This window comes from Amaricoccus tamworthensis (genome assembly GCF_049800875.1).
Taxonomy (GTDB): Bacteria; Pseudomonadota; Alphaproteobacteria; order Rhodobacterales; family Rhodobacteraceae; genus Amaricoccus; species Amaricoccus tamworthensis.
In genome coordinates this window covers 72309-95858 of the sequence record NZ_JBNAFV010000005.1, presented here as the reverse complement: position 1 = coordinate 95858, position 23550 = coordinate 72309, and the positions used below count along the sequence as shown (strand labels likewise).

The window sequence follows — 23550 nt, the reverse complement described above, 5'->3', positions numbered from 1 at the left end:
CATGCAGACAATGGTGTTCGAGCCGCTATTGCCCATTGCCCTGATTGCGGGGTTGGGTGTTATTGCGGCGCTGGCCGTGGCTCTTGCGATCTTTCGCGGACTGAAAGGCTGGTGGCTGCGTGCGCTTGCCGCGATGGTTCTGATCCTGGGGCTTCTGGGACCGTCCATCCGCGAGGAGGACCGCGAACCCATTGCCAACATCGCCCTCGTGATCATCGATGAGAGCGCCAGCAACCGCATCGATGGTCGCGACGCGCAGCTGGATGCGGCCCTTGAGGATCTTGAGGCCGGGCTGGCGGATGCCCGTGCCGAGGGCCGCCTGGAGGTCATCGAACGCCGTGTGACTGATACGGGCGATGAGGGCACCAATCTTCTGACAGCATTGACCGAGGCCGCGGCCGAGGTGCCGGCCGACCGCATTGCCGGCGCGATCCTCGTCACCGACGGGCAGGTGCATGACGCCGATATGCTCGACGCGTTCCCGGCACCGGTACAGGTGCTTCTGACGGGCAGCGCCGCCGACTGGGATCGCCGTGTCCGGATCGAGACCGCCCCGGCCTTTGCGATTGTGGGGGAGCCGGTCAGCATTGTGCTCGAGGTCGAGGACATGGGCGCGGCCCCGGATGCTCCGGCAAGCGTGCCGCTGGTAATTTCACTCGATGGCAACGAGCCAATCCCGTTCGACGTACCCCTGAACGAGCCCGTGACCCTGCCGGTGACGCTCCAGGCCGGTGGAATCAACGTGCTTCAGATCAGCACGCCCGCCGTCGAAGGCGAACTGACCGACCGCAACAATGCCGCCGTGGTGTCGATTAATGGCGTGCGCGACCGTTTGCGTGTGCTTCTGGTCTCCGGCGAGCCCTATCCGGGCGAGCGCACCTGGCGGAACCTGCTGAAATCCGACAGTTCCGTGGATCTCGTCCACTTCACCATCCTGCGCCCGCCCAACAAGCAGGATTTTGTGCCGGTTAACGAGCTTTCCCTGATCGCGTTCCCCACCCAGGAACTGTTCATGGAGAAGATCGACGAGTTCGACCTCATCATCTTCGACCGCTACCGCAGGCGCGGCATCCTGCCCAATCTCTATTTTGAGAACATTGCCCGCTACGTGCGCGACGGGGGGGCTCTGCTGGTGGCGACGGGATCGGATTTTGCGGGCGCTGAAAGCCTCTACCGGTCATCCCTAGCCGATGTTCTTCCGGTTGCGCCGACGGCCCGCGTGATGGAGGAGGGCTTTGTCCCGCGCATCTCGGAAGTGGGTGAGCGTCATCCGGTGACCGCCGGTCTGCTGGCCTCGACGCCCGTTGCGGCCGATGGCGGAGTGACGCCGGACTGGGGCCGGTGGTTCCGGCATGTGGATGTGGATGCGACGGCCGGGGAAACCGTGATGACCGGCGTCAACGACCGCCCGCTTCTGGTGCTGGACCGTCAGGGGCGGGGGCGTATCGCCGTGATGGCTTCCGACCAGGCCTGGCTCTGGAGTCGGGGCTATGAGGGCGGGGGGCCGCAGATGGAACTGCTCCGTCGCCTTGCGCACTGGATGATGCGCGAGCCGGAACTGGAGGAGGAGGTGCTGCGAGGCACCGGCGACAACGGCCGCGTCAGCATCCTGCGCCGTACACTGTCGGACAGCGTACCGCCCGTCACCGTCACCAGCCCGTCCGCTGAGGCGTCGGAGATCGAGTTGACCCGCACCGCCCCTGGCGTCTGGGAGGGAGACGTGGAAGCGGCCGAAAATGGCGTCTGGAAGCTTGAAAACGGCGACCTGTCGTCCGTGGCCGTGGTTGGCCCATCCTCGCCACGTGAATTCTCAAACGCCGTTTCCACCGGCGATCTGCTTGGCCCGCTGTCTACGGCAACACTTGGCGGGGTCAAACGCCTCGAGGACGGTACGCCGGAGATCCGTTTCGTCCGCACGGACCGGGTGGCGTCCGGGCGCGGATGGATTGGACTGGTGGACAGGGAAGCCTACCGTCTGCGCGACATTCGCCAGCGGGAGTTTCCACCGGGATGGCTGCTCATGCTCGCGGCCGGCATTTTCTCCTTTGTCGCGTGGCGTGTAGAAGGGCGGTAAAAAGGTATTCGGGATCGAGGGGGAAGCTCCAGCCACAAGCTGACGGCCATTTTCTTCGCCCCTTTCCCGCAGTATAATCCGTTGCAACAAGAAACACAGGGGAGCCGAAACGATGCGGATGCCGGAACCCGATGCGGCCATAATTGCCCGTAAGGATCAGATCGTGGCGCGGCTTTCGGCCGTGCTGCCCGATGAGGCGGTAATCTTCGACGAGACCGAACTACGGGCGTATGAATGCGATGCGCTTACCGCCTATCGCTGTCCGCCGCTCTGCGCCGTCCTTCCGGCCTCCACGGAGGAGGTCGTGGAGATCCTGAAAATCTGCCATGCAGAGGGCGTCCCCGTGGTCCCGCGCGGATCCGGCACCAGCCTCGCGGGCGGAGCGCTGCCTACGGCGGACTGCGTCATACTCGGCGTTGCGCGCATGAACCAGGTTCTGGAGACCGACTACGACAACCGCATCATCCGGGTGCAGACCGGACGAACCAATCTCAGCGTGACCGGAGAGGTCGAGGGCGATGGGTTCTTCTACGCCCCGGACCCGTCAAGCCAGCTTGCCTGTGCCATTGCGGGCAACATCGCCATGAACTCCGGCGGCGCGCACTGCCTGAAATACGGCGTGACCACGAACAATCTGCTCGGCGTCAAAATGGTGCTGATGGATGGCACGGTGGTCGAGCTTGGCGGCGCGCATCTGGACGCGCCGGGCTACGACCTGCTGGGGCTCATCTGCGGCTCCGAGGGACAGCTCGGTGTCGTCACCGAGGCCACCCTGCGCATCCTGAAAAAACCCGAGGGCGCACGCCCCGTGCTGATCGGATACGACAGCAACGAGGTCGCGGGTGCCTGCGTGAGCGACATCATCCGCGCGGGGGTTCTGCCTGTCGCCATTGAGTTCATGGACCGTCCCTGCATCCGTGCCTGCGAGTCCTTCGCCAAAGCGGGATACCCGGATGTTGAGGCGCTTCTGATCGTAGAAGTCGAGGGCTCCGAGGCGGAAATCCAGGAACAGCTCGAAAAGATCGTCGGGATTGCCCAGCGTCACAATCCGGTCGAACTGCGAGAGAGCAGCTCGGAAATGGAATCCGCCCTGATCTGGAAGGGCCGCAAGGCCGCGTTCGGCGCCATGGGTCAGATTGCCGACTACATTTGCCTCGACGGAACCATCCCGGTCAACGAACTGCCCCATGTGCTGAAACGCATCACGGAGCTGACCAATTCCTACGGCCTGCGCGTTGCGAACGTGTTCCACGCGGGTGACGGCAACATGCACCCGCTGATCCTCTACAATGCCAACGAACCCGGCGAACTTGAGAAAGCGGAATCCCTCGGCGCCGACATCCTGCGCCTGTGTGTCGAGGTTGGCGGCTGCCTGACCGGAGAGCACGGCGTCGGGGTGGAAAAGCGCGACCTCATGCACGATCAGTACGGTCCCAATGACCTCGAGGCACAGATCGACGTGAAAGACGTGTTCGACCCGTCCTGGCTCCTGAACCCGGCCAAGGTGTTCCCGCTTAACGTTTCCGAGAACAGGCGGGTTGCCTGATGGCCGTGTTTGAGCCCAACGACGAGAATGCCGTTGCCGAAGTGATCCGCACGGCCCAGGCGGAGGCCCGTCCTCTTGCCATTCGCGGCGGCGGCACTCGTGTCGTTGGCGGAGAGGGCGACGGCGACGTACTGACCACCCGCAACCTCACCGGTATCACGCTCTATGAGCCAGGCGCGCTAACCATCGTGGCGCGCGCCGGCACTCCGCTGGACGAGATCCGCAGAACGCTGGCGGCTGAAGGCCAGCACCTGGCGTTCGAGCCCATGGACGCCCGCGGCCTGACCGGGCGCGACGGCACACCCACCGTGGGCGGCATGGTCGCCGCCAATGTCTCCGGCCCGCGCCGTCTTCAGGCCGGTGCCTGCCGCGACTGCATGATCGGGGTGCGCTTTGTCGATGGCACGGGTCGCGTGATCCGCAACGGTGGCCGCGTGATGAAAAATGTTACCGGCCTCGACCTCGTCCGCATGATGGCCGGAAGCCACGGCACGCTCGGCGTCATCACCGAGGTCGGTTTCAAGGTCCTGCCGGCACCCGCCGCCACCGCCACGGTTCAGCTCACCGGACTTGATGTCACCACGGCGGTTGCCGCCATGACCGCTGCCATGGGCACACCGTTTGACGTGACCGGTGCCGCACATCAGCCAGGCGGTGCAACCATGCTGCGCCTTGAGGGTTTTGAGGGCTCCGTCGTCTACCGCGCCGGCGCTCTCGCCAAATCGCTCAAAAAATTTGGTCAGGCGGAAATCATCGATGGCGCGGATGCCTGGACTGACATCCGTGACGTGACCGCTTTTGCCGGGAAAGACGGCGCGGTCTGGCGCATCTCCGTCAAGCCGACCGACGGCCCCCGCGTCGTGGAAGCCCTGGGCGGTGCCGACTGCCTGCTCGACTGGTCCGGTGGTCTGGTCTGGGCGCTCACCGACCCTGATTTCGATCTGCGGGCGGCTCTGACCGGGATACCCGGCCATGCGACCCTGATGCGCGCGCCGGTCGATGCCGCACCCAAATGGCCGGTCTTCCATCCCGAGCCCGCGCCGGTCGCAGCACTGTCCCGCGGGCTAAAGGCAAAATTTGACCCGAAGGGCATTCTCAATCCGGGCCTGATGGACCGGCCGGTGCCGGAACCGGCCTGATACGGAGCTTACATGCAGACGAATTTCACTCCCGAGCAGCTCCAGGACCCCGGTATCCAGCGTTCCAACGAGATCCTGCGCTCCTGCGTGCATTGCGGGTTCTGCACGGCCACCTGCCCAACCTACCAGGTTCTGGGCGATGAGTTGGACAGTCCGCGGGGACGGATCTACCTGATCAAGGACATGCTGGAAAATGATCGCCCGGCGGATGAGAAGACGGTCAAGCATATCGACCGGTGTCTGTCCTGCCTCGCGTGCATGTCCACGTGTCCCTCGGGTGTGCACTACATGCATCTGGTCGACCATGCCCGCGAACATATCGAGAAGACGTATAAACGCCCCGCTTTCGACCGGTTCATGCGCTGGACCCTGTCAAAGATCCTGCCCTATCCCAACCGGTTCCGGCTGGCGATTTTCGGTGCCTGGATGGGCAAACCGTTTGCGCGGTTCATGCCTGGCCTGATCCGTGAGATGATCGCCTTCGCCCCGTCCAGTCTGCCATCCCCCAGCCGCTACGACGACCCGCAGGTAGTGCCTGCCACGGCTGGCGCAAAAACACGCGTGGCACTTCTGACCGGCTGTGCTCAGAAGGCGCTCGATACAAATATCAACGAGGCGACCATTCGTATTCTCACCCGTCACGGCTGTGACGTGGTGATTGCCGACGGTATGGGCTGCTGCGGTGCGCTGACCCATCACATGGGAAAAACCGATGAGAGCGACGCCGCCGCGACGCGCAACATCAACGCATGGATGGAGGAGGTCCGGGGCAGTGGCCTTGACGCCATCGTCATCAACACCTCCGGTTGCGGCACCACGGTCAAGGATTACGGCCACATGCTGCGCAACGGTCCACTGGCCGAGGATGCGGCCACGGTGTCCGGTCTGGCAAAGGACATCTCCGAAGTGCTGGCCGATCTGGACCTGAAATTCGTGGACCGCCCTGAGTTGCGCGTGGCCTACCATTCCGCCTGTTCGCTTCAGCACGGGCAGCAGATCAAAACCCTGCCGCGCGACCTCCTGAAGCGGGCCGGTTTTGATGTGGTGGAACCGCGTGACAGTCACCTGTGCTGTGGCTCCGCCGGGACCTACAACCTGATGCAGCCCAAAATTTCGAAGGAACTGAAAAAGCGCAAGGTCGCGACCCTTGAGGAGAAACAGCCCGAGGTGATAGCGGCTGGCAATATCGGCTGCATGATGCAGATCGGATCGGGCACGCCCGTCCCGGTTGTTCATACCGTCGAGTTGCTCGACTGGGCCACCGGCGGACCAAAACCCGAAGGTCTCAGGAACCTGGCACTGGCGTCCTGACCCCCATGGTCTGGTCCCGCCTCACGCTGGCCGCAATTGGGCTGCTCCTCGCCCTGTTTGAGCCGGTGGTGGGCCACGCCGACAGCGAGCCCCGCCGCATGTCAGCGGCGGAAGCGCGAAACTGGCAGGCGGTGGGACGGCTCAATGTGTCCGGCACGCGGTTCTGCACGGCGACCCTCATCGCGCCCGACATTGTGCTGACCGCCGCGCATTGCGTATTTCATCCAAAAACCGGGAAAAAAGTCCCAGTCTCCGAATTTCGGTTCGTGGCGGGATGGCGCAAGGGGGACTATGCCGCCCGCCGTCGTGTCGCCGACGCCCAGAGCCTGCCTGGATTCGTTCCAGGTGTTCCGGCACTCGACGGTGTGGAGCATGACCTGGCCGTGTTGCGGCTGAGATCACCCATCCCGGACAACCGCGCGAAACCCCTCGGCGTCACGCTCCCGTCCCGACGCGGGAGCAGCATGACGCTGGTCAGCTACGATCATCACCGCGCCAACGCGCCGTCCATCAGGGATACCTGCCTCCTGATGCGGGTGGAACGCGCAAAGGCCGTCACCGACTGCACCATCATTGAGGGCGCTTCCGGAGCACCGGTCCTGGTTCAGCGCGACGGAAACTGGCTGGTCGCGGGTGTGGCCTCCGCCATGGGCCGCATCTTTACCGGGCGCGAGGTGACACTGCTCGCCACCGCCGGGTCACGCGTGCCTGATCTGATCGCGGAAATGGACCGGAGCAACTGGCCTCGGAAGTAGCGTCGCGGACCAGGCCACAAACTATTGCGGCGATGCCTCGCCCTGGCTCTCGGCCAGGACCTGTTCATAGGCGTCGCGCATTTCCCGCATCCGGTCATGCGCCTGCGCCAGTTCGGTTTCAAGTTCCGTGACACGTGCCGAATGGGCCTGCCGTTCCCCGGCCAGCGTCGCCTCGGCCTGAAACAGGGCTTCTTCCGCGTCGTGCAGCCGTGTGGCCAGGTCCGCGGTCTTCTTGATGCTTTTCGGCCCGGTGTTCTGGCCCATCAGCCTCCAGAGCCAGTGCAGTACCCAACCGAGGCAGACCGCTCCAACCAATGCGCCGGCAAAGGCAATGCGAAGGCCGTTCTCATCCATTGTCAGCCTCCACCGCGTCCTCTTCGCCGCTGGCGCTGTCATCCTCAGCCGCGACCGGTTCGTCCGACGCCTCTGCGGCCTCTTCCTCCGGTTCCGGCCCGCCGGTGCGCCGAATCTCGATCCGCCGGTTCTGCGCGCGACCTTCCGGCGTGTCATTGTCCGCCACCGGGTCTTCCTCGCCGTAGCCCCTCGCGGTCAGCACCACCTCCGGCACCAGTTCCTGAAGTTCCGAGAGGACCGATTCCGCACGCGCCTGGCTCAGGCGCAGATTGCCCTCCGCCGATCCCCGGTTGTCCGTGTAGCCGGCGATCTCAAACTCGGTGCCTTCCGGGCATTTGGCCATCTCAGCCCCAAGCGCGTCGAGAAAGACCTGACTTTCCGGAGACACCCTCGAGGATCCAAGCTGGAACACAAAAGTATCCAGCTCCAGAAGTTCGGTCACCGCCGCCTCGCAGCCGGCACCACCGGCGGCCTGCTCCGTTTCTTCCGCGCCCTCCGCGTCCTCGTCCGGCTCAGGGGGTTCCGTCTCCAGCATTTTGAACTCAATACGCCGGTTCAGACTGCGGCCCTCACGCGTGCCGTTATCCGCAATCGGATTTTCCTCGCCATAGCCTTGTGCGGTCAGTTCCACATCCTCAACGCCCTGGGAGCGCAGGGCACTCACCACCGCCTCGGCCCGTTCCTGACTGATGCGCTGGTTGACCGTTTCGCTGCCCTGGCTGTCCGTGTGCCCACCAATCTCAAACGCGAGCCCGGGACAGCTGCGCAGAATGCCCGAAATGGACTCCAGCACCGGCATGCTGTCCGGCGTGATCGAGCTTGAGCCCGCATTAAACTGGATCGTGGCATCCGCCAGAATGGACGTAACCTCCGTGGCGCAAATCTCCGGATCGAGTATGCGCGGCTCCTCATCCGGCGTCGGGGTCTCACCGGTATAAAGCGACAGCTCGATACGCCGGTTCTGGCTCCGTCCCTCTTCCGTCGAGTTGTCCGCAATCGGGAAAGCCGCGCCATAGCCGCGCGCCCGAAACGCGATGAGCGGCAGGTCCTGGTCCTCCAGCGCAAACCGCACGGCCAGCGCCCTTTGTTCGCTCAGGCGCAGATTGCCCTCCTGGCTGCCCTGGTTGTCGGTATGACCGGCAACCTCAAACTCCGCTCCGGGGCATTCGCGCAGAACATCGGCAATCGCCGCGATAATTCCGGAACTCTGCGGCGTGATCTCAGCCGAACTGGGCCGGAACCCAATGGAATCGTTCTCCAAAATAGCCGCGATCTGGGAGACGCAGCTCTCTGGGCTTCTACCCGCCGCGCGCGCTTCCGCCAGAGCCTCCGCCGCCGCGGCTTCCGCATTGTAGCGGATGTTAACGGTGGATTTCTGGACACGGTCGCGGAGCATTTCCTCAACATCGGCATCGGCATCCTCCGACATGCCCCAGCCTTCAATCACCAGGTCGTTGTTGGTGACCTTCAGAATCCCCTCGGTCGTGCCTTTCAGCGCGTCGAGCCCCGCCAGTACCCGCACCGGCCAGCCTTCTGGAAGTTCGGGGTCGAGCACCGTGGCATCCGTCACCATGTCGTGGCCAAACAGGGCCGCGGCATAGCTGTGAATGGCCGCGCGCGAGGTCTCGTCGCGCACCGCACCCGCGATCCGGACCTGACCTTCCTGCAGCAGGACCGCGTCAAACTGCGGCGAATAGACCTGCACCCCATCGGCATTGGCTTCCATATTCGGCGGCGCAATGGTCTTGAGGATCACACCTGCGGGCAGGGCGGCGGCGAGCGTTTCGCCCGTCCGCGTCAGCGTTTCCGCATCCACGCCCTCCGGCCCGGACAGCAGAGCATCGGTGTCCGTGATGCTGAACGTGCCGCCGCCGAGCGCGCGCAGCGCGGACAGACCCTCAACCACCGCCTCGGCCCAGTGCTCGTTGGGTGCGCCAATGCCAATGGCACACTCCGCCTCGCTCTCCAGCCCGGTTTCCTGCGCCGCGGCCTCAATCGTGGCGGCGTCCTCAAGCGATTCCGCGTTGCAGCTTGTGAAACGTCCGGTCGTGCCATCATACCTGTAGGATACCCGGAACGGTGCGATCACCGGGCGCGGAGAGGACAGGTTCAGGACCAGTTCCACGTTCTCCGGTGCCCGGTCCAGCAGCGCGGTTTCAAGCGACTGTCGTGCCTCCGGGCTGTCGGCCACGGCCGTCACCTGGACCTCGCCAGGCGTCACCGAGATTTTCGCGCGCGGCAGTTCGGTCAAAATCTCCAGCCCAAACCCCATGCTTGCGGCCCACGCGTCCGGTGCCGGGTGATCCGCCATTTCCAGCATGTCCGAAATGTTCCCGGCCAGCCCGTCCTCGGCCAGCGTGTCGTGGATCTCGCTCGACGTGGCTTTGTCACCGTCACTTATGGTCGGCACCAGCCCGATCAGCGAGATTTCCGCCTCATTGCGCAGAAGCTCCAAAGCGAAGGACGGCGGCGCAACCGGGTCGGGGTTTTCGATGGTCGTCAGGTCCACAATCCGGCGCGGATCGACAATCTGCCGAACCAGTTCCAAAGCGCCAAAGCGCGTGGCCTCATTTTCCGCCTCTCCGCGCACGGTGACGTTCAGCCCGTCGACCTCGATGGAGGCCCAGGTCTCGCCCGCCGCTTCCAGCGCTTCGGTCAGCTCCGCGTGGGTCCGGTCCTCGACAATCTCGGTCCCCCGGTCGGCAATAAACCATGACCCGACACCACTGCCAACAATGGCAATCAGCGCGAAGATGAAAGCACCGGAACGCATAAACGACCCCCAACATTCGTGTGCTGGAGTCCTTATTCCCTTCGCCTGGGGGTATCAAGCGCGTGGCGTGCCGCGATCAAACGAGAGCGGCGAGGAAAAAGCCCAGCATGGCAATCAGTCCTGGATCACGGTTCGCCCGAAACAGCATCAGACAGTTGTCGGGATTGTCCATGTCCAGCGTGCGCAACTGCCATGAAAGATGGAGGAAAAACCCTGCCACACCGATGAGCGCAATCCCCATCGACAGGGGCGTCGTCCCGGTCAGAAACACGGCCAGGGTCAGCATGGCCGTCGCCAAAATTTGAAAGCCCAGTAGCCAGGCCTTTGTTTTCTCCGCAAACAGCCGCGCGGTGGATTTGACACCGATCAGGGCGTCATCCTCCTTGTCCTGATGCGCATAAACCGTGTCATAAAACAGGGTCCAGGCAATCCCCGCCAGATAGAGCGCGGGCGCCGGCCAACCGAGCGTTCCGTCATGGGCGGCATAGGCCAGAAACGCCCCCCAGTTGAACGCGAGGCCGAGGAAAATCTGCGGCCACCAGGTAAACCGCTTCGCAAACGGATAGATCGCCACCAGCCCCAGGGACAAAACCCCAAGCCAGATGGCAGCGGCCGGAAAAGTCAGCAGGATACAGAACGCGATCAGCGACTGAATGCACATCCAGGCAAACGCCTGTTTCGGGGACACCTGACCCGAGGGCAGGGGCCGTGACCGCGTCCGCGCCACCTTCGCGTCAAAATCCTGGTCGGTCAGGTCATTCCAGGTACACCCCGCACCGCGCATCAAAAACGCACCGATGCCGCAGCCCAGGAACAGCCAGGCGTCCCACAGGCCCAGACCATCGGGGTCCGCCATCGCCGCCACAAATATCGCCCACCAGCACGGAATAAGCAAAAGCCACGTCCCGATCGGCCGGTCGGCCCGGGAAAGCCGCAGATAGGGTCTTGAAAATTCCGGCGCCAGGCGGTCAACCCAGTTGCCCGTTGTGGCATCGGCTACCCTTCCGTCGGAAGGCTGACTATGTATGCTGTCTGAGTTCATAAGGAGTGGTCCATGGCGCATCCAGGCGGAAAGATCAGGCTCTACGTCTCGTCCGACCTTTACGCCGGGGGCGGGGTGCCTCTCAACCCCGACCAGGCACATTATCTGTTTCGTGTCATGCGGCAGTCCGCAGGCGGCATGCTCACCGTGTTTAATGGACGCGATGGCGCATGGGCGGCGGAAATCACCGAGGCGGGCAAAAAAACCGGCCTTCTGACCGCCCGCGAGCAGACCGCACCCCAGGTCAGCCCGCCGGATCTGACCCTTCTGTTTGCCCCGATCAAAAAGGCCCGCACCGATTTCATCGTGGAAAAGGCCACGGAGCTTGGCGCGCGCAGGGTTCAGCCGGTGATGACCCGCTACACCAATTCCGAACGCCTGCGCATCGACCGGCTTCAGGCCCATGCCGTTGAGGCGGCGGAACAGTGCGGCGGTACCTTCGTTCCGGAGGTTCGCGAACCGGTGAAACTCGACGCGGTTCTCGACAGCTGGGACGCCGACCGGCGGCTGATGTTCTGTGACGAGGCCCGCCATGCCGGCCCCGCGCAGACCGTGCTTGACGGATACGTACCCGGCCCCTGGGCCATCCTGACCGGACCCGAGGGTGGTTTCGCGCCCGAAGAGGCGGAGCGTCTGCGCAAACAGGATTACGTCGTGCCGGTCACGCTCGGCCCGCGGATCCTGCGCGCCGATACCGCCGTGGCGGCGGCAATTTCCGTGTGGCAGACCGTTCTGGGGGACTGGCAATGAGTTTCGTACGCCCGGAGGTGGGTACCTTCCTCAAACGCTGGAGCGAGGCAATTGTCTGGGGGCTTCTGACCCTGCTCGGCCTCCATGCCCTTTGGCTTGGCCTTTCGGAAATGGCCTGGGTTCTCATTCTGGTCGGCGCCACCCTCACGACACTTGGGGCGGCATACACGGTGGGTGCCGTGCTGCGCATCCGTCTGGCCGACCCGGTGCCGGCGGAGGGCGTGGTCCAGGTTGATGAGGCCCGCGTGGCCTATTTTGGCCCTCTGGGTGGCGCCTTCATCGACATGGACGACCTGAACCGTGTGGAGATCACCGACCGTTTCTGGCGCCTCACGGCGAGCGACGGCACCCAGCTGAACATCCCCCGCGGTGCATCCGGCGTCGACGCCCTGCCCGACGCGTTTACGGCACTGCCTGGCTACTCGATTGCGTCCAGTGACTGGCAGAGATCGGAGGAACCAACCGTTCCTGCCGACAACGTCCGGACACTTACCCGCGATACCATGCCCGACAGGCCCAACTGATCTCTGGATCGTCGGGTCAGCTACAGGACCGGCCCAACCGTCGCGATCACGTTGTGCCAAATCCGCTGCACCCACGGCCAGGCCCGGACCGTGGACAGTAAAACCTCGTCCGACCGGGCGATGTAATCCTGCTGCCGCTGATAAATCGCCTGGGTCAGGTCGAAATCCTCAAACAGGATGTTGTTCTCGTAGTTCAAATCGAAACTGCGCAGATCGAGGTTCGAGGACCCCACCACACTGACCTCCCCGTCCATCGTCAGGGTCTTCGCGTGCAACAGGCCGTCCCGAAACTCGTGGATGATGCACCCCGCTTCCAGCAACTGGCGATAGTAACTGCGGCTCGCCGCGGCCACGATCCAGCTGTCATTGACCTTTGGCACGATCAGCGTCACCCGAACGCCACGATGGGCCGCGGCGCAGAGCGCATCGATCAGCGTCGTGTCCGGAACGAAATATGGCGTGGAGACGGTAATCTCGCGCTGCGTGCAGGCGATGAGGTTGCCGAAAAACTGTGGCGTTGCCCCATGCCGTTCGGTCGGTCCAACACCAATCACCTGGGCCGGGAAACCGCCTTCGCCTGGTTCGGCCACTATGTTGAAACCATCGAGCCCCTCCCCGGTGGCCTGCATCCAGTCACAGGCAAACAGAAGCTGGTTCTGCGCCACAACGGGTCCGGTGAAGCGCAGCATGATGTCGACCCAGGGACCGTATTTCGCCTTGGAGAGGAACTCCGGATCGGCTGAATTCCGGCTGCCGCAATAGGTGATCCGTCCGTCGATAACCGTGATCTTGCGGTGGTTGCGCAGGTCGATCCGGCTGCTGAGCAGGGTGCGGATAAATCTCCTCAGCGAAAGCGTCACGGCCACCTGCACCCCCGCCGCCTCCATGCGGCGCCACAGCTCCGACCGGATCAGTTTCCGCGACCCAAGCCCGTCCGCCATGGCACGACAGGTCACGCCACGTTGCGCCGCGCGGATCAGGGCCTCGGCAATCTCCGTGCCCATGTTGTCGTTGAGCCAGATGTAGTAGAGCGCGTGAACGTGGTCGGTCGCCGCGTCAATATCCGCCACCATGCGCGCACGCGTCTCGTCGCCATCCTCCATCAGTTCGGCCCTGTTGCCCGCCACCGGATGAAAGCCGTTGATTGACGCCGCGTATCGAAACGCCGGGCGGTACACCATGGCGATCAACCGGTCGACCGCACCCTGTTTCCCCATGAAGCCGGACGCCTTTTGGTGGATCTCCTTCAGGACTTCCGCATGGCGTTTCTTGACGGCGGTTCCGATATCGATCTCACCAAAGAGAAAATAGACCGCCGTCCCGAAATACGGCACCAGCATCAGAATGATGAACCAGGCCAGCCGCGCCGGTGGCGACAGATCGTCCCGCAGCAGAATGCGGAGCGTAAAGGTGATCACCAGCAGCGCATGCAGATACAGAAATGGTGTCATCGTTGCCACGGCGGAAGTCCAATACCATCACTTGAAACAATGGTTCCGGGGTAACGAAATATCGCCAGCGGATCGAGTCGCAATTTGCGCCGTACAGGCGCCCCATCAGGGCAGGGGGCAACCTAAAGTGTCAGTCTCCGGCGGGTCCGGACCCGTCCGGCCCGGTCATACGTGACCCCCAGCGGTCCACCATCAGAAGCAGGGTTTCCGGCCGGAACGGCTTGGTCAGGTAGTCGTCCATCCCGGCATCGAGACACTCCTCCCGGTCGCCGCTCATGGCGTTTGCCGTCATGGCGATAATGGGAATGGCATTGCCACGTCTGTCGCCATCCCGGATGCGGCGGGTGACCTCCAGACCGCTCATGCCCGGCATCTGCACGTCCATGAGCACCATGTCGATGTTTCGCTCCGCAGACATGATTTTCAGGGCATCCGGACCGTTCTCGGCCGTGACGATCTCATGTCCGGCCCGTTTGATAACGGTCTCAACGATCATCCGGTTGACCGCATTATCCTCCACAAGGAGGATCCTTTGCGGCCGCCGCTCGAACGCCTCGGTTTCGTCCCTGCCATCGTCTTCCGGCACGTGGTCGGCATTGTCGAAGGGCAGATCAAACCAGAAATGGCTGCCATTGCCGGGGCTGCTTTCGACATGAATTTCACCGCCCATCAGCTCGATCAGCCCGCGCGTGATCGCAAGCCCAAGTCCCGTGCCGCCGAACCGGCGGGTGGTCGACGAATCCGCCTGGGTGAACCGTTGGAACAGTTTCTCCTGTTCCGCCGGGGTCATCCCAATGCCGCTGTCGCGAACGGAAAAGCGCAGACGGATATGCGGTCCATCCAGCCCGATGGGCTCAACCGTCACCCGAACACCGCCGTTTTCGGTAAACTTGATCGCGTTGCCCAGAATATTGCCCAAACACTGGCGCAGCCGCCCCGGATCACCGATCACCCGCGAGGGCATGTCGTGGTAAATGTCGAGCCCGAGCGTAATGCCCTTTTCCGCCACACGCGGCCGTTCCAGTTCGATCACCCGCCGGGTGACCTCACTGGGATCAAAAGGAACGGCCTCAATCTCGATCTGCTCCGCCTCGATCTTCGAGTGGTCCAGAATGTCGTTCAAAATCGTCAGTAGCGATTCGCCGCAGCCCAGAATGGCCTCCGCATGACGGCGCTGCTCCGCGTCCAGTTCGCTCCCGAGCAGCAGACCGGCCATCCCCAGAACGCCGTTCATAGGCGTGCGGATCTCATGGCTCATGTTGGCAAGAAACTGCGATTTTGCCTCGTTCGCCGCCTTCGCTTTCTCAAGGCTCTCCGCCTGTTCCGCCGTTCGCAGCCTGACCCGCTCCTCAAGGATCTCGTTGGTCCGCTGCAGTGCACGGTTGGCTCTGAAAAGCTCGCGGCTCTTTTCCTCAAGCAGCCGTTCGGCCTCCTCACGGGCCTGGCACTCCCGCTCATATCTCGCCCGTGAGACGAAATCCCCGGTCGCGAACTCAGTCCTCCTGGGATCCCCGTACATGGCTCAGGCCGCTCTCGTCAGCGTGAACCGGGTCGCATTGCCGCCATCCTCCGGCAGTGGCTCTTTCAGGATCGTCACGTTGTCGCCGAAATGCCTCACCGAGCCTTCCAGAAGCCCAAGGCACAGATCGCCAAGCGGACGGCAGGAGCGGTAAACAATCTCAAACCGGTCCGAATTTCCAGAGGCATATTCAAATTTGGGCAGTTCCGCATCCGGATAGAGCTTCGCCACCTCCACATGAATTTTGTTCTCAACGTCCCGCAGAAACCCGAACAGCGGCTGGTCGTCCTCGAAGAAATCCGGATAGGCGGTCACGAGCCGGTCGAACAGGTAATTGCCGAACTGCTGCAAAAGATCCGCCATGGGAATACCGGTGCGTTCTGAAAGCGCGGTCACGAGCGTCGCCATCTCGTGATAATCGTAGGTCCCGACAGTCGTGTAGGCGCCGCCGGAAGGCAGGTCACAGCTCGAGATCAGGGCGTCGCTTTCAGCCTCACCGAACACGGAATCGACCATGTTGATGAATTCCCTAAACACAAAACCCTTCATGCCGTACCTCAATAAACCCAACCGGGCAGTCATTCCCCCCGGTCGAAAAAAACCGGTCGCATGAACGACATAGCCTTCAAACCATAAAGAAAAACTGAATTTGCCCGTCGGGGCAGGGCACCCCCGCTTGCCTGGACGGTCTCGCCGGACTAAATGCAAAAGACTTTTGCAGGCAAGGGAACACCGCAGATATGTCGATACCCCAGTCAGGCGGTGGCCTTATCGAGGACCGCAACCAGCTCGCCCAGTACCTCTCAGACGGCTGCAAGCCCCAGGAAAACTGGGCTATCGGCACCGAACACGAGAAGTTCGGCTACTGCATGAAGGCTCATATGCCGCTGCCCTACGAGGGCGAGTGTTCCATCCGCATGATGCTGGAAGGCCTGCGCGACCGCTTCAACTGGGAGCCGGTGGAGGAAGGCGGCAACATCATCGGGCTCACCCGCGACGGCGCCAATGTCAGTCTCGAACCGGGCGGACAGCTTGAGCTTTCGGGCGCACCGCTGAAGACCATTCACGAGACCTGCGACGAGGTGAACGAGCACCTGCGCGAGGTCAAATCCGTGGCCGACAAATGCGGCATGGCCTTCATCGGTCTGGGCGCGGCGCCCGAATGGTCCCATGACGACATGCCGCTCATGCCCAAGGGCCGCTACCGCCTGATGGACGGCTACATGCAGAAGGTCGGCTCGTTCGGTACCCAGATGATGCGCCGCACCTGCACGGTTCAGGTCAATCTCGACTGGTCGACCGAAGCCGACATGGTCAAGAAGTTCCGGGTTGCGCTCGCCCTGCAGCCCATCGCCACCGCACTTTTCGCCAACTCGCCGTTCTTTGAGGGCAAGCCCAATGGCTGGCAGTCCTGGCGCGCCCGCATCTGGCAGGATCTCGACGCCGACCGGACCGGCATGCTGCCCTTCGTTTTCGAGGACGGCATGGGTTTTGAGCGCTATGTGGACTACGCCCTCGATGTGCCCATGTATTTCGTCTACCGCGACGGCAAATACATCGATGCGCTGGGCATGTCCTTCCGGGATTTCCTCGACGGAAAGCTGCCCGCCCTGCCAGGTGAGAAACCCACGCTCTCCGACTGGGCCGATCACCTGACCACGATCTTCCCCGAGGCCCGCATCAAAAAATTCATGGAAATGCGCGGTGCCGACGGTGGCCCCTGGCGGCGCATCTGCGCCCTCCCGGCCTTCTGGGTCGGCCTGCTCTACGACACCACCGCCCTCGACGCCGCCTGGGATGTGGCCAAAGACTGGACGGCGGAAGAGCGCGACGCCCTGCGCCACGACGCCGCCAAATATGGATTCAAGGCCGAAATCGGCGGCCGCACCCTGCGCGACGTGGCCCGCGAACTTCTTGAGATCGGAGAAAACGGCCTGAAGTCCCGCGCCCGTCCCGGGGCCGGCGGCCTCATCGCCGACGAAACCCATTTCCTCAACGCCCTGCACGAAAGCGTCGAGGCCGGCATGTCCCCCTCCGACGAACTGCTCGCCAAATACCACGGCGAGTGGAATGGCGACCTGAGCCGTATTTACGACGAATACAGCTACTGACACCCAAAGTTTACGATTGCGACCCTAGAACCGCTCCGAACCAGTTTCGGAGCGGCCCATGTCCCTGCGTCTTCTGACGAGCCTTCTTGTCCTTTTGCCAACGGTCGCACTGGCCTTTTCCGAACCGGAACGGGGCTCGAAAAAACGGCAGAAAATCCTAGACTCGGCCCGCGCCGTTGCGGAATGGAGCCTCGGCGAAGATATTGAATTTGTGGTCGAACACCTGCGCATCTCCGGCCGGGTGGCCTATGCCAGCCTCCAGCCGCAAAGACCCGGTGGCGGCGTGATCCAGCCCGCCGAAACCCCTCTTGGAGATCGCGATCCCTGGTTTGCCGAGGAGGCATACGCACCGATTGACATGGACGTACTCTTCCGCCGCTCCGGCGCCATGTGGGTGCCAATCGAGTACAGCTTCGGCGCGACCGAGGCCTGGTGGGACGACCCGCTTTACTGCTCCGAATGGGGTCGCGTTCTCCCTGAATGGTGCGCACCCCAGTAACGCGGCCCGCTCACGCCTCCTGAAGCCCCGTCCGGGCCAGTGCCGCGATCAGGTCGGTCCGCGTCACAATGCCCGCCAGCACCCCATCTTTCAGCACCGGCACCGCATCCACCTCGCCATCGGACAGAAGCGGGAGCAGCGCGGCAACCGGCGTGCCCGTCGTGGCCCGCGGGACCGCCACGGACATGATGTCTCGGGCATGGATCGGCCTGTCGCGCTCTCCGTCCAGCAGCCGCTTCATCGCCGCGCCAAACCCCCGCCGCAGCCGCAGCGCGTCCTCCCGCGCCCGGGAAATCAGGTGGATCTGGAAAATGATGCCAACAAACCTGCCGTTGGTCTCCATGACCGGCAGTGACGTGAACCCGTGCTGCTGAAACATATCGGCAATCTCTGAAGCCCGCGTTTCCGGCTTCACGACAACCAGGCTCTCCGACATGATGTCACCGGCGGTCAGTGGCCCTGTCCGGTGTGTCGCGGCCTGCACCTCCGCCGCCCCGATCAGCCGCGCGAGGTCCTCAACGCCGAGGTTGAACGACTGCCGATAGCGTTCCAGGATCCCGGTCAGCTCCTCCTCCGTCAGCCCTATCCGCTCCATCGGTTCCGGGTCGGCGGTGCCATGCCGGTTCGGCTCGTCAAACTGCCTGAAGGGATACCGCCGCCCGGTCATCCGCGCGTAAATTGCGGCCAGAACCACCAGAGCCGCCGTCCCGGTTGCCACCGGGGTCAGCGCGAACCGGAACCCCAGCGTCTCGACCACCTCCGGGTTCATCGCCACCGTCATCGCCACGGCCCCCGCCGGCGGATGCACGGCCCGAAACAGTATCGTTCCGGCAATCGCCAGTCCGACCGCCAGCCCCGTCCGCAAGACCGGATCGTCTACCACGAGGCACACCGCGACCGCCAGCACCGCCGCCAGGGTGTTGCCCACAATCGCCGACCACGGCTGCGCCAGCGGACTGTTCGGCACCGCAAAGAGCAGAACCGACGTCGCCCCAAACGGCGCAATCAAAAAAAGCCCCGTGGTCAGATTCACTGCCGGCGACAGAACAAACAGCCCCACCAGCCCCAGCCCCGCGAGCGCACCAAAGGCCGCCCGTAAAATCTCAACCGGCGGGGTCGGGGGAAGGACCGGACCCAGCGAACGCAATATCTGCCGCATGTGACCTCAACACCAAGGAACCGGCAAAAATAACCGGTCCCGGCACCTGACAGGCCGCACGTGTGAAGTCAAATCGGCGGGCCGGATCACGTCACTCCGCGATCATCTCCGCCTGCTTCACGATCACATGGGCCTGGCGGATTGAGGCCAGATCAACCAGCCGCCCCTTATAGACCGCAGCCCCCTGACCGGTCTTCTCGGCCTCTTCCATTGCGGCCAGGATCTCCCGCGCCTCGGTGATCTGCGCCTCGGAGGGCGTGAATACCTCATTGGCCAGGGCCACCTGCTTGGGATGAATGGCCCACTTGCCCACCATGCCCAAAGTGGCCGAGCGCCTTGCCTGGGCGGTAAACCCGTCATCGTCCGAGAAATCCCCGAACGGCCCGTCCACCGGCAACAGCCCATGCGTCCGGCAGGCCGCGACAATCGCCACGGTCGGCGCATGCCACGGATCGCCCCAGTGCGTCTCGCCGCCCATGCCCCGCATGTAATAGTTCTCCTGGGTGCCACCGATCCCGGTCGTCTGCATCCCCATTGAGGCCGCATAATCCGCAGCCCCAAGGCTCATCGCCTGCATCCGCGGGCTTGCGGCCGCTATTTCCTCTACATGGGCGAGCCCCGCGGCCGTCTCGATGATAACCTCAAAAGCAATCGGTTTTTTGCGCTGCTTCGCCATCTCGATCGAAGTCACCAGTGCATCGACCGCATAGATGTCCCCCGCATTGCCAACCTTCGGAATCATGATCTGGTCAATCCGGTCGCCCGCCTGTTCCAGCACGTCCACCACGTCGCGATACCAGAATTCCGTGTCGAGCCCATTGATCCGCACCGCCAGCGTTTTCGCGCCCCAGTCCACATCATTGATCGCCTCAATAATGTTCTTCCGCGCCTCCGCCTTGTCGCCCGGCGATACGCTGTCCTCCAGATCGAGGTTGATCACGTCCGCTTTCGACGCCGCCATCTTCTCAAACAGGGCAGGGCGCGAACCAGGGCCAAACAGCTGGCAGCGGTTGGGGCGGGCAGGCGGAGAGGGCTGGACCTTAAAACTCATGTCAGGGGAACCTGTCAGTTTGGAAATTGCGTTTCACGACTTCATTGTGGTATAATATTGCGTCCGCACAGGTCAACGCCTGTTTTTCGCATGCGCAGCATTTCATCAGATTTCACCCATACCGGAGTGGGAACAATCTTTGCGCGGGTTAAACCCTGACCGCTAGTGCCATCGAAAATTCTAAAAAATCCTCGCGCCCGTAGTCCCCGAAACCACCACCTCAACTCCACCCGACGTTTACCATTAACACTCTGAGTTGTGTAAAAATTGAACCAACCGTGAAATAAACCTGGCAAAACAGGAGTGGGTGTTTTGTCCAATAGTTTGAAGAGCCCTCGGGCTGCATTTTCCGGTACGCGACTGTTATTTGTCACGCTTGGCCTATTCAGTTGTTTCGTTAACATTCTCATGCTCACGGGGCCACTATACATGCTCCAGGTCTATGACCGGGTCCTGGCGAGCCGGTCCGAGGAAACGCTCCTCGCCCTGACCATTCTGATTGCCTGTCTCTACGGCACGATGGGCGTTCTCGATTATGCCCGCGGCCGTATCGGCGCACGTCTCGGCTCGCTCTTCCAGGCCCGCCTGGATACGCGGGTCTTCGATGCGGGCCTGTCCCGCGCTGTCATGTCCGGCGAGCGGGGCCGTCCCTGGTCCGGTCTGCGCGATCTTGAGGCGGTGCAGAAGTTTCTGGGCTCGCCAGTGCTCTTTGCGCTCTTCGACATGCCCTGGACACCGCTCTTTATTGCGGCCATATTCACCTTCCACACTTGGCTCGGCTGGCTTGCCGTTGCGGGATCGGCCCTCCTGATCACGATTTCCATTCTCAACCGGATGCTGTCCCAGCGCCCGGAGGCCGAGGCAACCGCAACCGCGATGGTCTCCGATGCTTTCGCGGAAACCGTGCGTCAACAGGCCGAGGCGGTTCACGGGCTTGGCATGGGGGCTGCCGTCCGGGACCGCTGGCGCATCAACCGCACCCGCGCAATGATGGCGAACCTCGCTTCCAACGACGTGGTCAACCAGTTCACTACCATGTCGAAAACCCTGCGCTTCTTCCTGCAGTCCGCCATGCTCGGTCTTGGTGCGTTTGTGGTGCTGAAGGGCGAAATGACCGCCGGAGCCATGATCGCGGGCTCCATCCTGATGGGTCGTGCCCTTGCGCCGGTCGAACAGGCCATCGGCGGCTGGGCGCTTGTCAGCCGCGCCAGCGCCGGCTGGAAGCAGCTCAAGGGCGTTCTGGCCTCAATTCCCGGTCAGGAGGAGCGCACCCCGCTCCCGGATCCGAAACCGGTTCTGACCGTCAACAACGTCACAGCCCTGCCGCCCGAGCAGCAGGTGCCGACCCTGCGCGGCGTCAAGTTCCGGCTTGAGCCCGGCCAGGCGCTCGGCGTGATCGGTCCCAGCGCTTCGGGTAAATCCACGCTCGCCCGTGTTCTGACCGGCATCTGGCCCGCAGCCAACGGCGCCGTGCGTCTCGATGGCGCGGAAATCAGCCAATACGGAGAGGATCTGGGCCGTCATATCGGCTATCTGCCGCAGGACGTCTCCCTGTTTGACGGCACGGTTGCGGAAAACATTGCCCGTATGGCCCTCCGCCCCGATCCGAAAGCGGTGGTCGAGGCCGCCAAAAAGGCCGGCGCGCACGAGATGATCCTGGCACTGCCCCAGGGCTATGACACCCAGATTATGGTCGGCGGTGCGCGTCTGTCCGGCGGACAGCGCCAGCGTCTCGCCCTGGCCCGCGCGCTCTATGGCGAGCCGGTCATGCTGGTGCTCGACGAGCCGAACTCCAACCTCGACGGCGCTGGCGCCGAGGCACTCGCCAGCGCCATCCGCAGCTTCCGTGAGGAGGGCAAACTGGTCGTCATTATGGCCCACCGTCCGGCCGCGATCAGCGAATGCGACATGCTGCTAGTGCTTGGCAACGGCGTGGTCCAGGCCTTCGGTCCGCGTGAGGAAATCCTGCGCGAACAGGGCCGCAGCCACGCGGGCGTCGCCGCCATCCATCCCAAAACCAGCACCGCAGGAGCCCGGCCATGAACATTCAGCAGACACCCGTCATCCGGTTCAGGCTGTTCGTCCTGATCGGCTTCACAGCTCTCTGCTTCCTCGTGGTCGCCCTGGGCGGCTGGAGCGTCAACGCCCGCATCGCCGGTGCCGTGATCTCCAGCGGAACCGTCGAGGTCAGCGGCAACCGCCAGGTTGTGCAGCATCCCACAGGCGGCGTCGTGGAGGATATCCTCGTCCGCGACGGCGACACTGTGGAGCAGGGCGACGTTCTCCTGCGTCTTGAGGGCGACACGCTGCTTGCCGAGCTCGAAATTGTCGAAGGGCAGTATTTCGAACTCATCGCCCGCAAGGACCGTCTCGCGGCCCAGCGGGACGAGCGGGAGGAGATCGAATTCCACCCGGAACTGATCGAACGGGCTAAAACCACCCCCGATCTTGCCGACCTGATGCAGGCCCAGGTGAGCCAGTACGCTACCCGTCGCGGTGCCATCCGGCAGGAACTCGACCAGCTTGAGGAGCGTCACGGCCAGATCCTGAGCCAGCTTGACGGCCTTGAGGGTCAGCGGGTCGCCACCGACGAGCAGATCGGCTTCATGGAAGAAGACCTTGCCTCGATGGAGGCGCTGCTGAAACAGGGTCTGACCCAGTCGAGCCGCGTCCTGACCGCCCGCCGAGAGCTGTCGCAGCTGCGCGGGGCCCGGGCCCAGATCCTGTCCGAGGTTGCCGAAATGCGCGGGGCACTCGCGGAAACCGAGATCGAAAAGCTCAAACTCAGCACTCTCCAGCGCGAGGAAGCCATCGATGAGTTGCGCGACGTGGAATACCGCGAGATCGAACTTCGCGCCCGCCGCCGCACCCTGAAAGACGACATCGCCCGCCTTGAGGTCCGTGCACCGGTCGCAGGCATCGTCTACAATAGCGCCGCTGATACGATCCGCGAGGTCATGAAGCCGGCGGAACCGATCCTCTACATCGTCCCCCAGGACGTCGAGCTGATCGTGCGCACCCGCATTGAGGCCGCCGCCATCGACCAGGTCCGCCAGGGCCAGTCCGCGATCCTGCGTTTCGCCGCCTTCGACGCCCGCACCACGCCGGACATGACCGGCCATGTGGAGCACGTCTCGGCGGATGTTTTCCTCGACGAAGTCACGGGTCAGCCGTTCTACCGGACCGACCTGACCATCGACGCGGAAAGCATGGAAAAGCTCGATGACCGCCGCCTTTTACCCGGGATGCCGGTGGAGGCCTTCATCAGCACCGAGGACCGCACGCCGCTGAGCTACTTTACCCAGCCGCTGGCGGACTACTTCTACCGGGCCTTCCGCGAGAGGTAGGTCTTTCCGAAGGAAGGAATCAGCAACATCGCTCTGGAGGCCGTACCCGTTCCGGCCTCCACTTCTTTTTGAACACATTTATTTAAGTAACAAAATGAGTCACAAATAATCATTGAAAAAAAACAAAATTAACCAGTTAACCCTG

General features: G+C 63.2%; 19 protein-coding genes. 11 read left to right on the top strand and 8 right to left on the bottom strand.

The window, feature by feature from the left end:
- The first annotated feature begins 1 nt into the window (after position 1).
- The 5 genes from ACP15P_RS10840 to ACP15P_RS10820 all read left to right on the top strand — a co-directional run bounded on the left by ACP15P_RS10840 (position 2) and on the right by ACP15P_RS10820 (position 6825).
- A complete protein-coding gene (locus ACP15P_RS10840; protein ID WP_424928476.1) occupies positions 2–2074 on the top strand; it encodes a hypothetical protein in 2073 nt (690 codons plus the stop codon).
- 112 nt (positions 2075–2186) lie between these two features.
- Entirely contained in the window at positions 2187–3620 is a 1434-nt protein-coding gene (locus tag ACP15P_RS10835; RefSeq protein ID WP_424928475.1) for an FAD-linked oxidase C-terminal domain-containing protein, read from the top strand.
- Complete coding sequence (gene glcE / locus ACP15P_RS10830) at positions 3620–4759, top strand: glycolate oxidase subunit GlcE (RefSeq protein WP_424928474.1); 1140 nt, start codon at positions 3620–3622, stop codon at positions 4757–4759. The genes ACP15P_RS10835 and glcE overlap by 1 nt, the downstream gene beginning before the upstream one ends.
- A gap of 12 nt (positions 4760–4771) precedes the next feature.
- Positions 4772–6070: a glycolate oxidase subunit GlcF gene (gene glcF / locus ACP15P_RS10825; RefSeq protein ID WP_424928473.1), complete on the top strand. Its 1299-nt coding sequence runs from the start codon at positions 4772–4774 to the stop codon at positions 6068–6070.
- Between the two features lie 5 nt (positions 6071–6075).
- Positions 6076–6825 carry a trypsin-like serine peptidase gene (locus ACP15P_RS10820; RefSeq protein WP_424928472.1) on the top strand — a complete coding sequence of 250 codons (750 nt, stop codon included), beginning with the start codon at positions 6076–6078 and terminating at the stop codon, positions 6823–6825.
- 21 nt (positions 6826–6846) lie between these two features.
- Here ACP15P_RS10820 and ACP15P_RS10815 read toward each other — a convergent pair whose 3' ends face one another.
- From ACP15P_RS10815 to ubiA, 3 genes are all read right to left on the bottom strand, one after another.
- Positions 6847–7179: a hypothetical protein gene (locus ACP15P_RS10815; RefSeq protein WP_424928471.1), complete on the bottom strand. Its 333-nt coding sequence runs from the start codon at positions 7177–7179 to the stop codon at positions 6847–6849.
- A complete protein-coding gene (locus ACP15P_RS10810) occupies positions 7172–9952 on the bottom strand; it encodes an OmpA family protein (RefSeq protein WP_424928470.1) in 2781 nt (926 codons plus the stop codon). The genes ACP15P_RS10815 and ACP15P_RS10810 overlap by 8 nt, the downstream gene beginning before the upstream one ends.
- A 76-nt stretch (positions 9953–10028) precedes the next feature.
- Positions 10029–10994: a 4-hydroxybenzoate octaprenyltransferase gene (gene ubiA / locus ACP15P_RS10805; protein WP_424928469.1), complete on the bottom strand. Its 966-nt coding sequence runs from the start codon at positions 10992–10994 to the stop codon at positions 10029–10031.
- A gap of 12 nt (positions 10995–11006) precedes the next feature.
- On the opposite strand from ubiA, the gene ACP15P_RS10800 reads away from it, so the two are divergent.
- Both ACP15P_RS10800 and ACP15P_RS10795 read left to right on the top strand, forming a co-directional pair.
- Positions 11007–11744: a 16S rRNA (uracil(1498)-N(3))-methyltransferase gene (locus ACP15P_RS10800; RefSeq protein WP_424928468.1), complete on the top strand. Its 738-nt coding sequence runs from the start codon at positions 11007–11009 to the stop codon at positions 11742–11744.
- Positions 11741–12268, top strand: a complete 528-nt coding sequence (locus ACP15P_RS10795; RefSeq protein ID WP_424928467.1) for a hypothetical protein — start codon at positions 11741–11743, stop codon at positions 12266–12268. Before ACP15P_RS10800 ends, ACP15P_RS10795 begins: the two co-directional genes overlap by 4 nt.
- A gap of 20 nt (positions 12269–12288) precedes the next feature.
- Here ACP15P_RS10795 and cls read toward each other — a convergent pair whose 3' ends face one another.
- The 3 genes from cls to ACP15P_RS10780 form a co-directional block, all read right to left on the bottom strand.
- Positions 12289–13719, bottom strand: coding sequence for a cardiolipin synthase (gene cls / locus ACP15P_RS10790; protein WP_424928466.1), 1431 nt, complete (start codon positions 13717–13719; stop codon positions 12289–12291).
- 130 nt (positions 13720–13849) lie between these two features.
- On the bottom strand, positions 13850–15238 hold the full coding sequence (locus tag ACP15P_RS10785; RefSeq protein ID WP_424928465.1) for an ATP-binding protein: 1389 nt from the start codon (positions 15236–15238) through the stop codon (positions 13850–13852).
- A gap of 3 nt (positions 15239–15241) precedes the next feature.
- Positions 15242–15787, bottom strand: coding sequence for a heme NO-binding domain-containing protein (locus tag ACP15P_RS10780; protein ID WP_424928464.1), 546 nt, complete (start codon positions 15785–15787; stop codon positions 15242–15244).
- Positions 15788–15978: 191 nt separating this feature from the next.
- On the opposite strand from ACP15P_RS10780, the gene ACP15P_RS10775 reads away from it, so the two are divergent.
- Both ACP15P_RS10775 and ACP15P_RS10770 read left to right on the top strand, forming a co-directional pair.
- Positions 15979–17349 carry a glutamate--cysteine ligase gene (locus tag ACP15P_RS10775; protein ID WP_424928463.1) on the top strand — a complete coding sequence of 457 codons (1371 nt, stop codon included), beginning with the start codon at positions 15979–15981 and terminating at the stop codon, positions 17347–17349.
- Between the two features lie 58 nt (positions 17350–17407).
- Positions 17408–17848 (top strand): hypothetical protein, encoded by a 441-nt coding sequence (locus ACP15P_RS10770; protein ID WP_424928462.1) that lies wholly within the window; start codon positions 17408–17410, stop codon positions 17846–17848.
- A 10-nt stretch (positions 17849–17858) separates the two neighbouring features.
- On the opposite strand, the gene ACP15P_RS10765 is transcribed toward ACP15P_RS10770, so the two are convergent.
- A complete protein-coding gene (locus ACP15P_RS10765; RefSeq protein WP_424928461.1) occupies positions 17859–19007 on the bottom strand; it encodes an HPP family protein in 1149 nt (382 codons plus the stop codon).
- A gap of 91 nt (positions 19008–19098) precedes the next feature.
- Positions 19099–20058 carry an L-malyl-CoA/beta-methylmalyl-CoA lyase gene (locus tag ACP15P_RS10760; protein WP_424928460.1) on the bottom strand — a complete coding sequence of 320 codons (960 nt, stop codon included), beginning with the start codon at positions 20056–20058 and terminating at the stop codon, positions 19099–19101.
- Positions 20059–20361: 303 nt separating this feature from the next.
- Here ACP15P_RS10760 and ACP15P_RS10755 point away from each other — a divergent pair, with 303 nt between their 5' ends.
- On the top strand, positions 20362–22101 hold the full coding sequence (locus tag ACP15P_RS10755; protein ID WP_424928459.1) for a type I secretion system permease/ATPase: 1740 nt from the start codon (positions 20362–20364) through the stop codon (positions 22099–22101).
- A complete protein-coding gene (locus tag ACP15P_RS10750) occupies positions 22098–23405 on the top strand; it encodes an HlyD family type I secretion periplasmic adaptor subunit (RefSeq protein ID WP_424928458.1) in 1308 nt (435 codons plus the stop codon). Before ACP15P_RS10755 ends, ACP15P_RS10750 begins: the two co-directional genes overlap by 4 nt.
- Positions 23406–23550 lie beyond the last annotated feature (145 nt).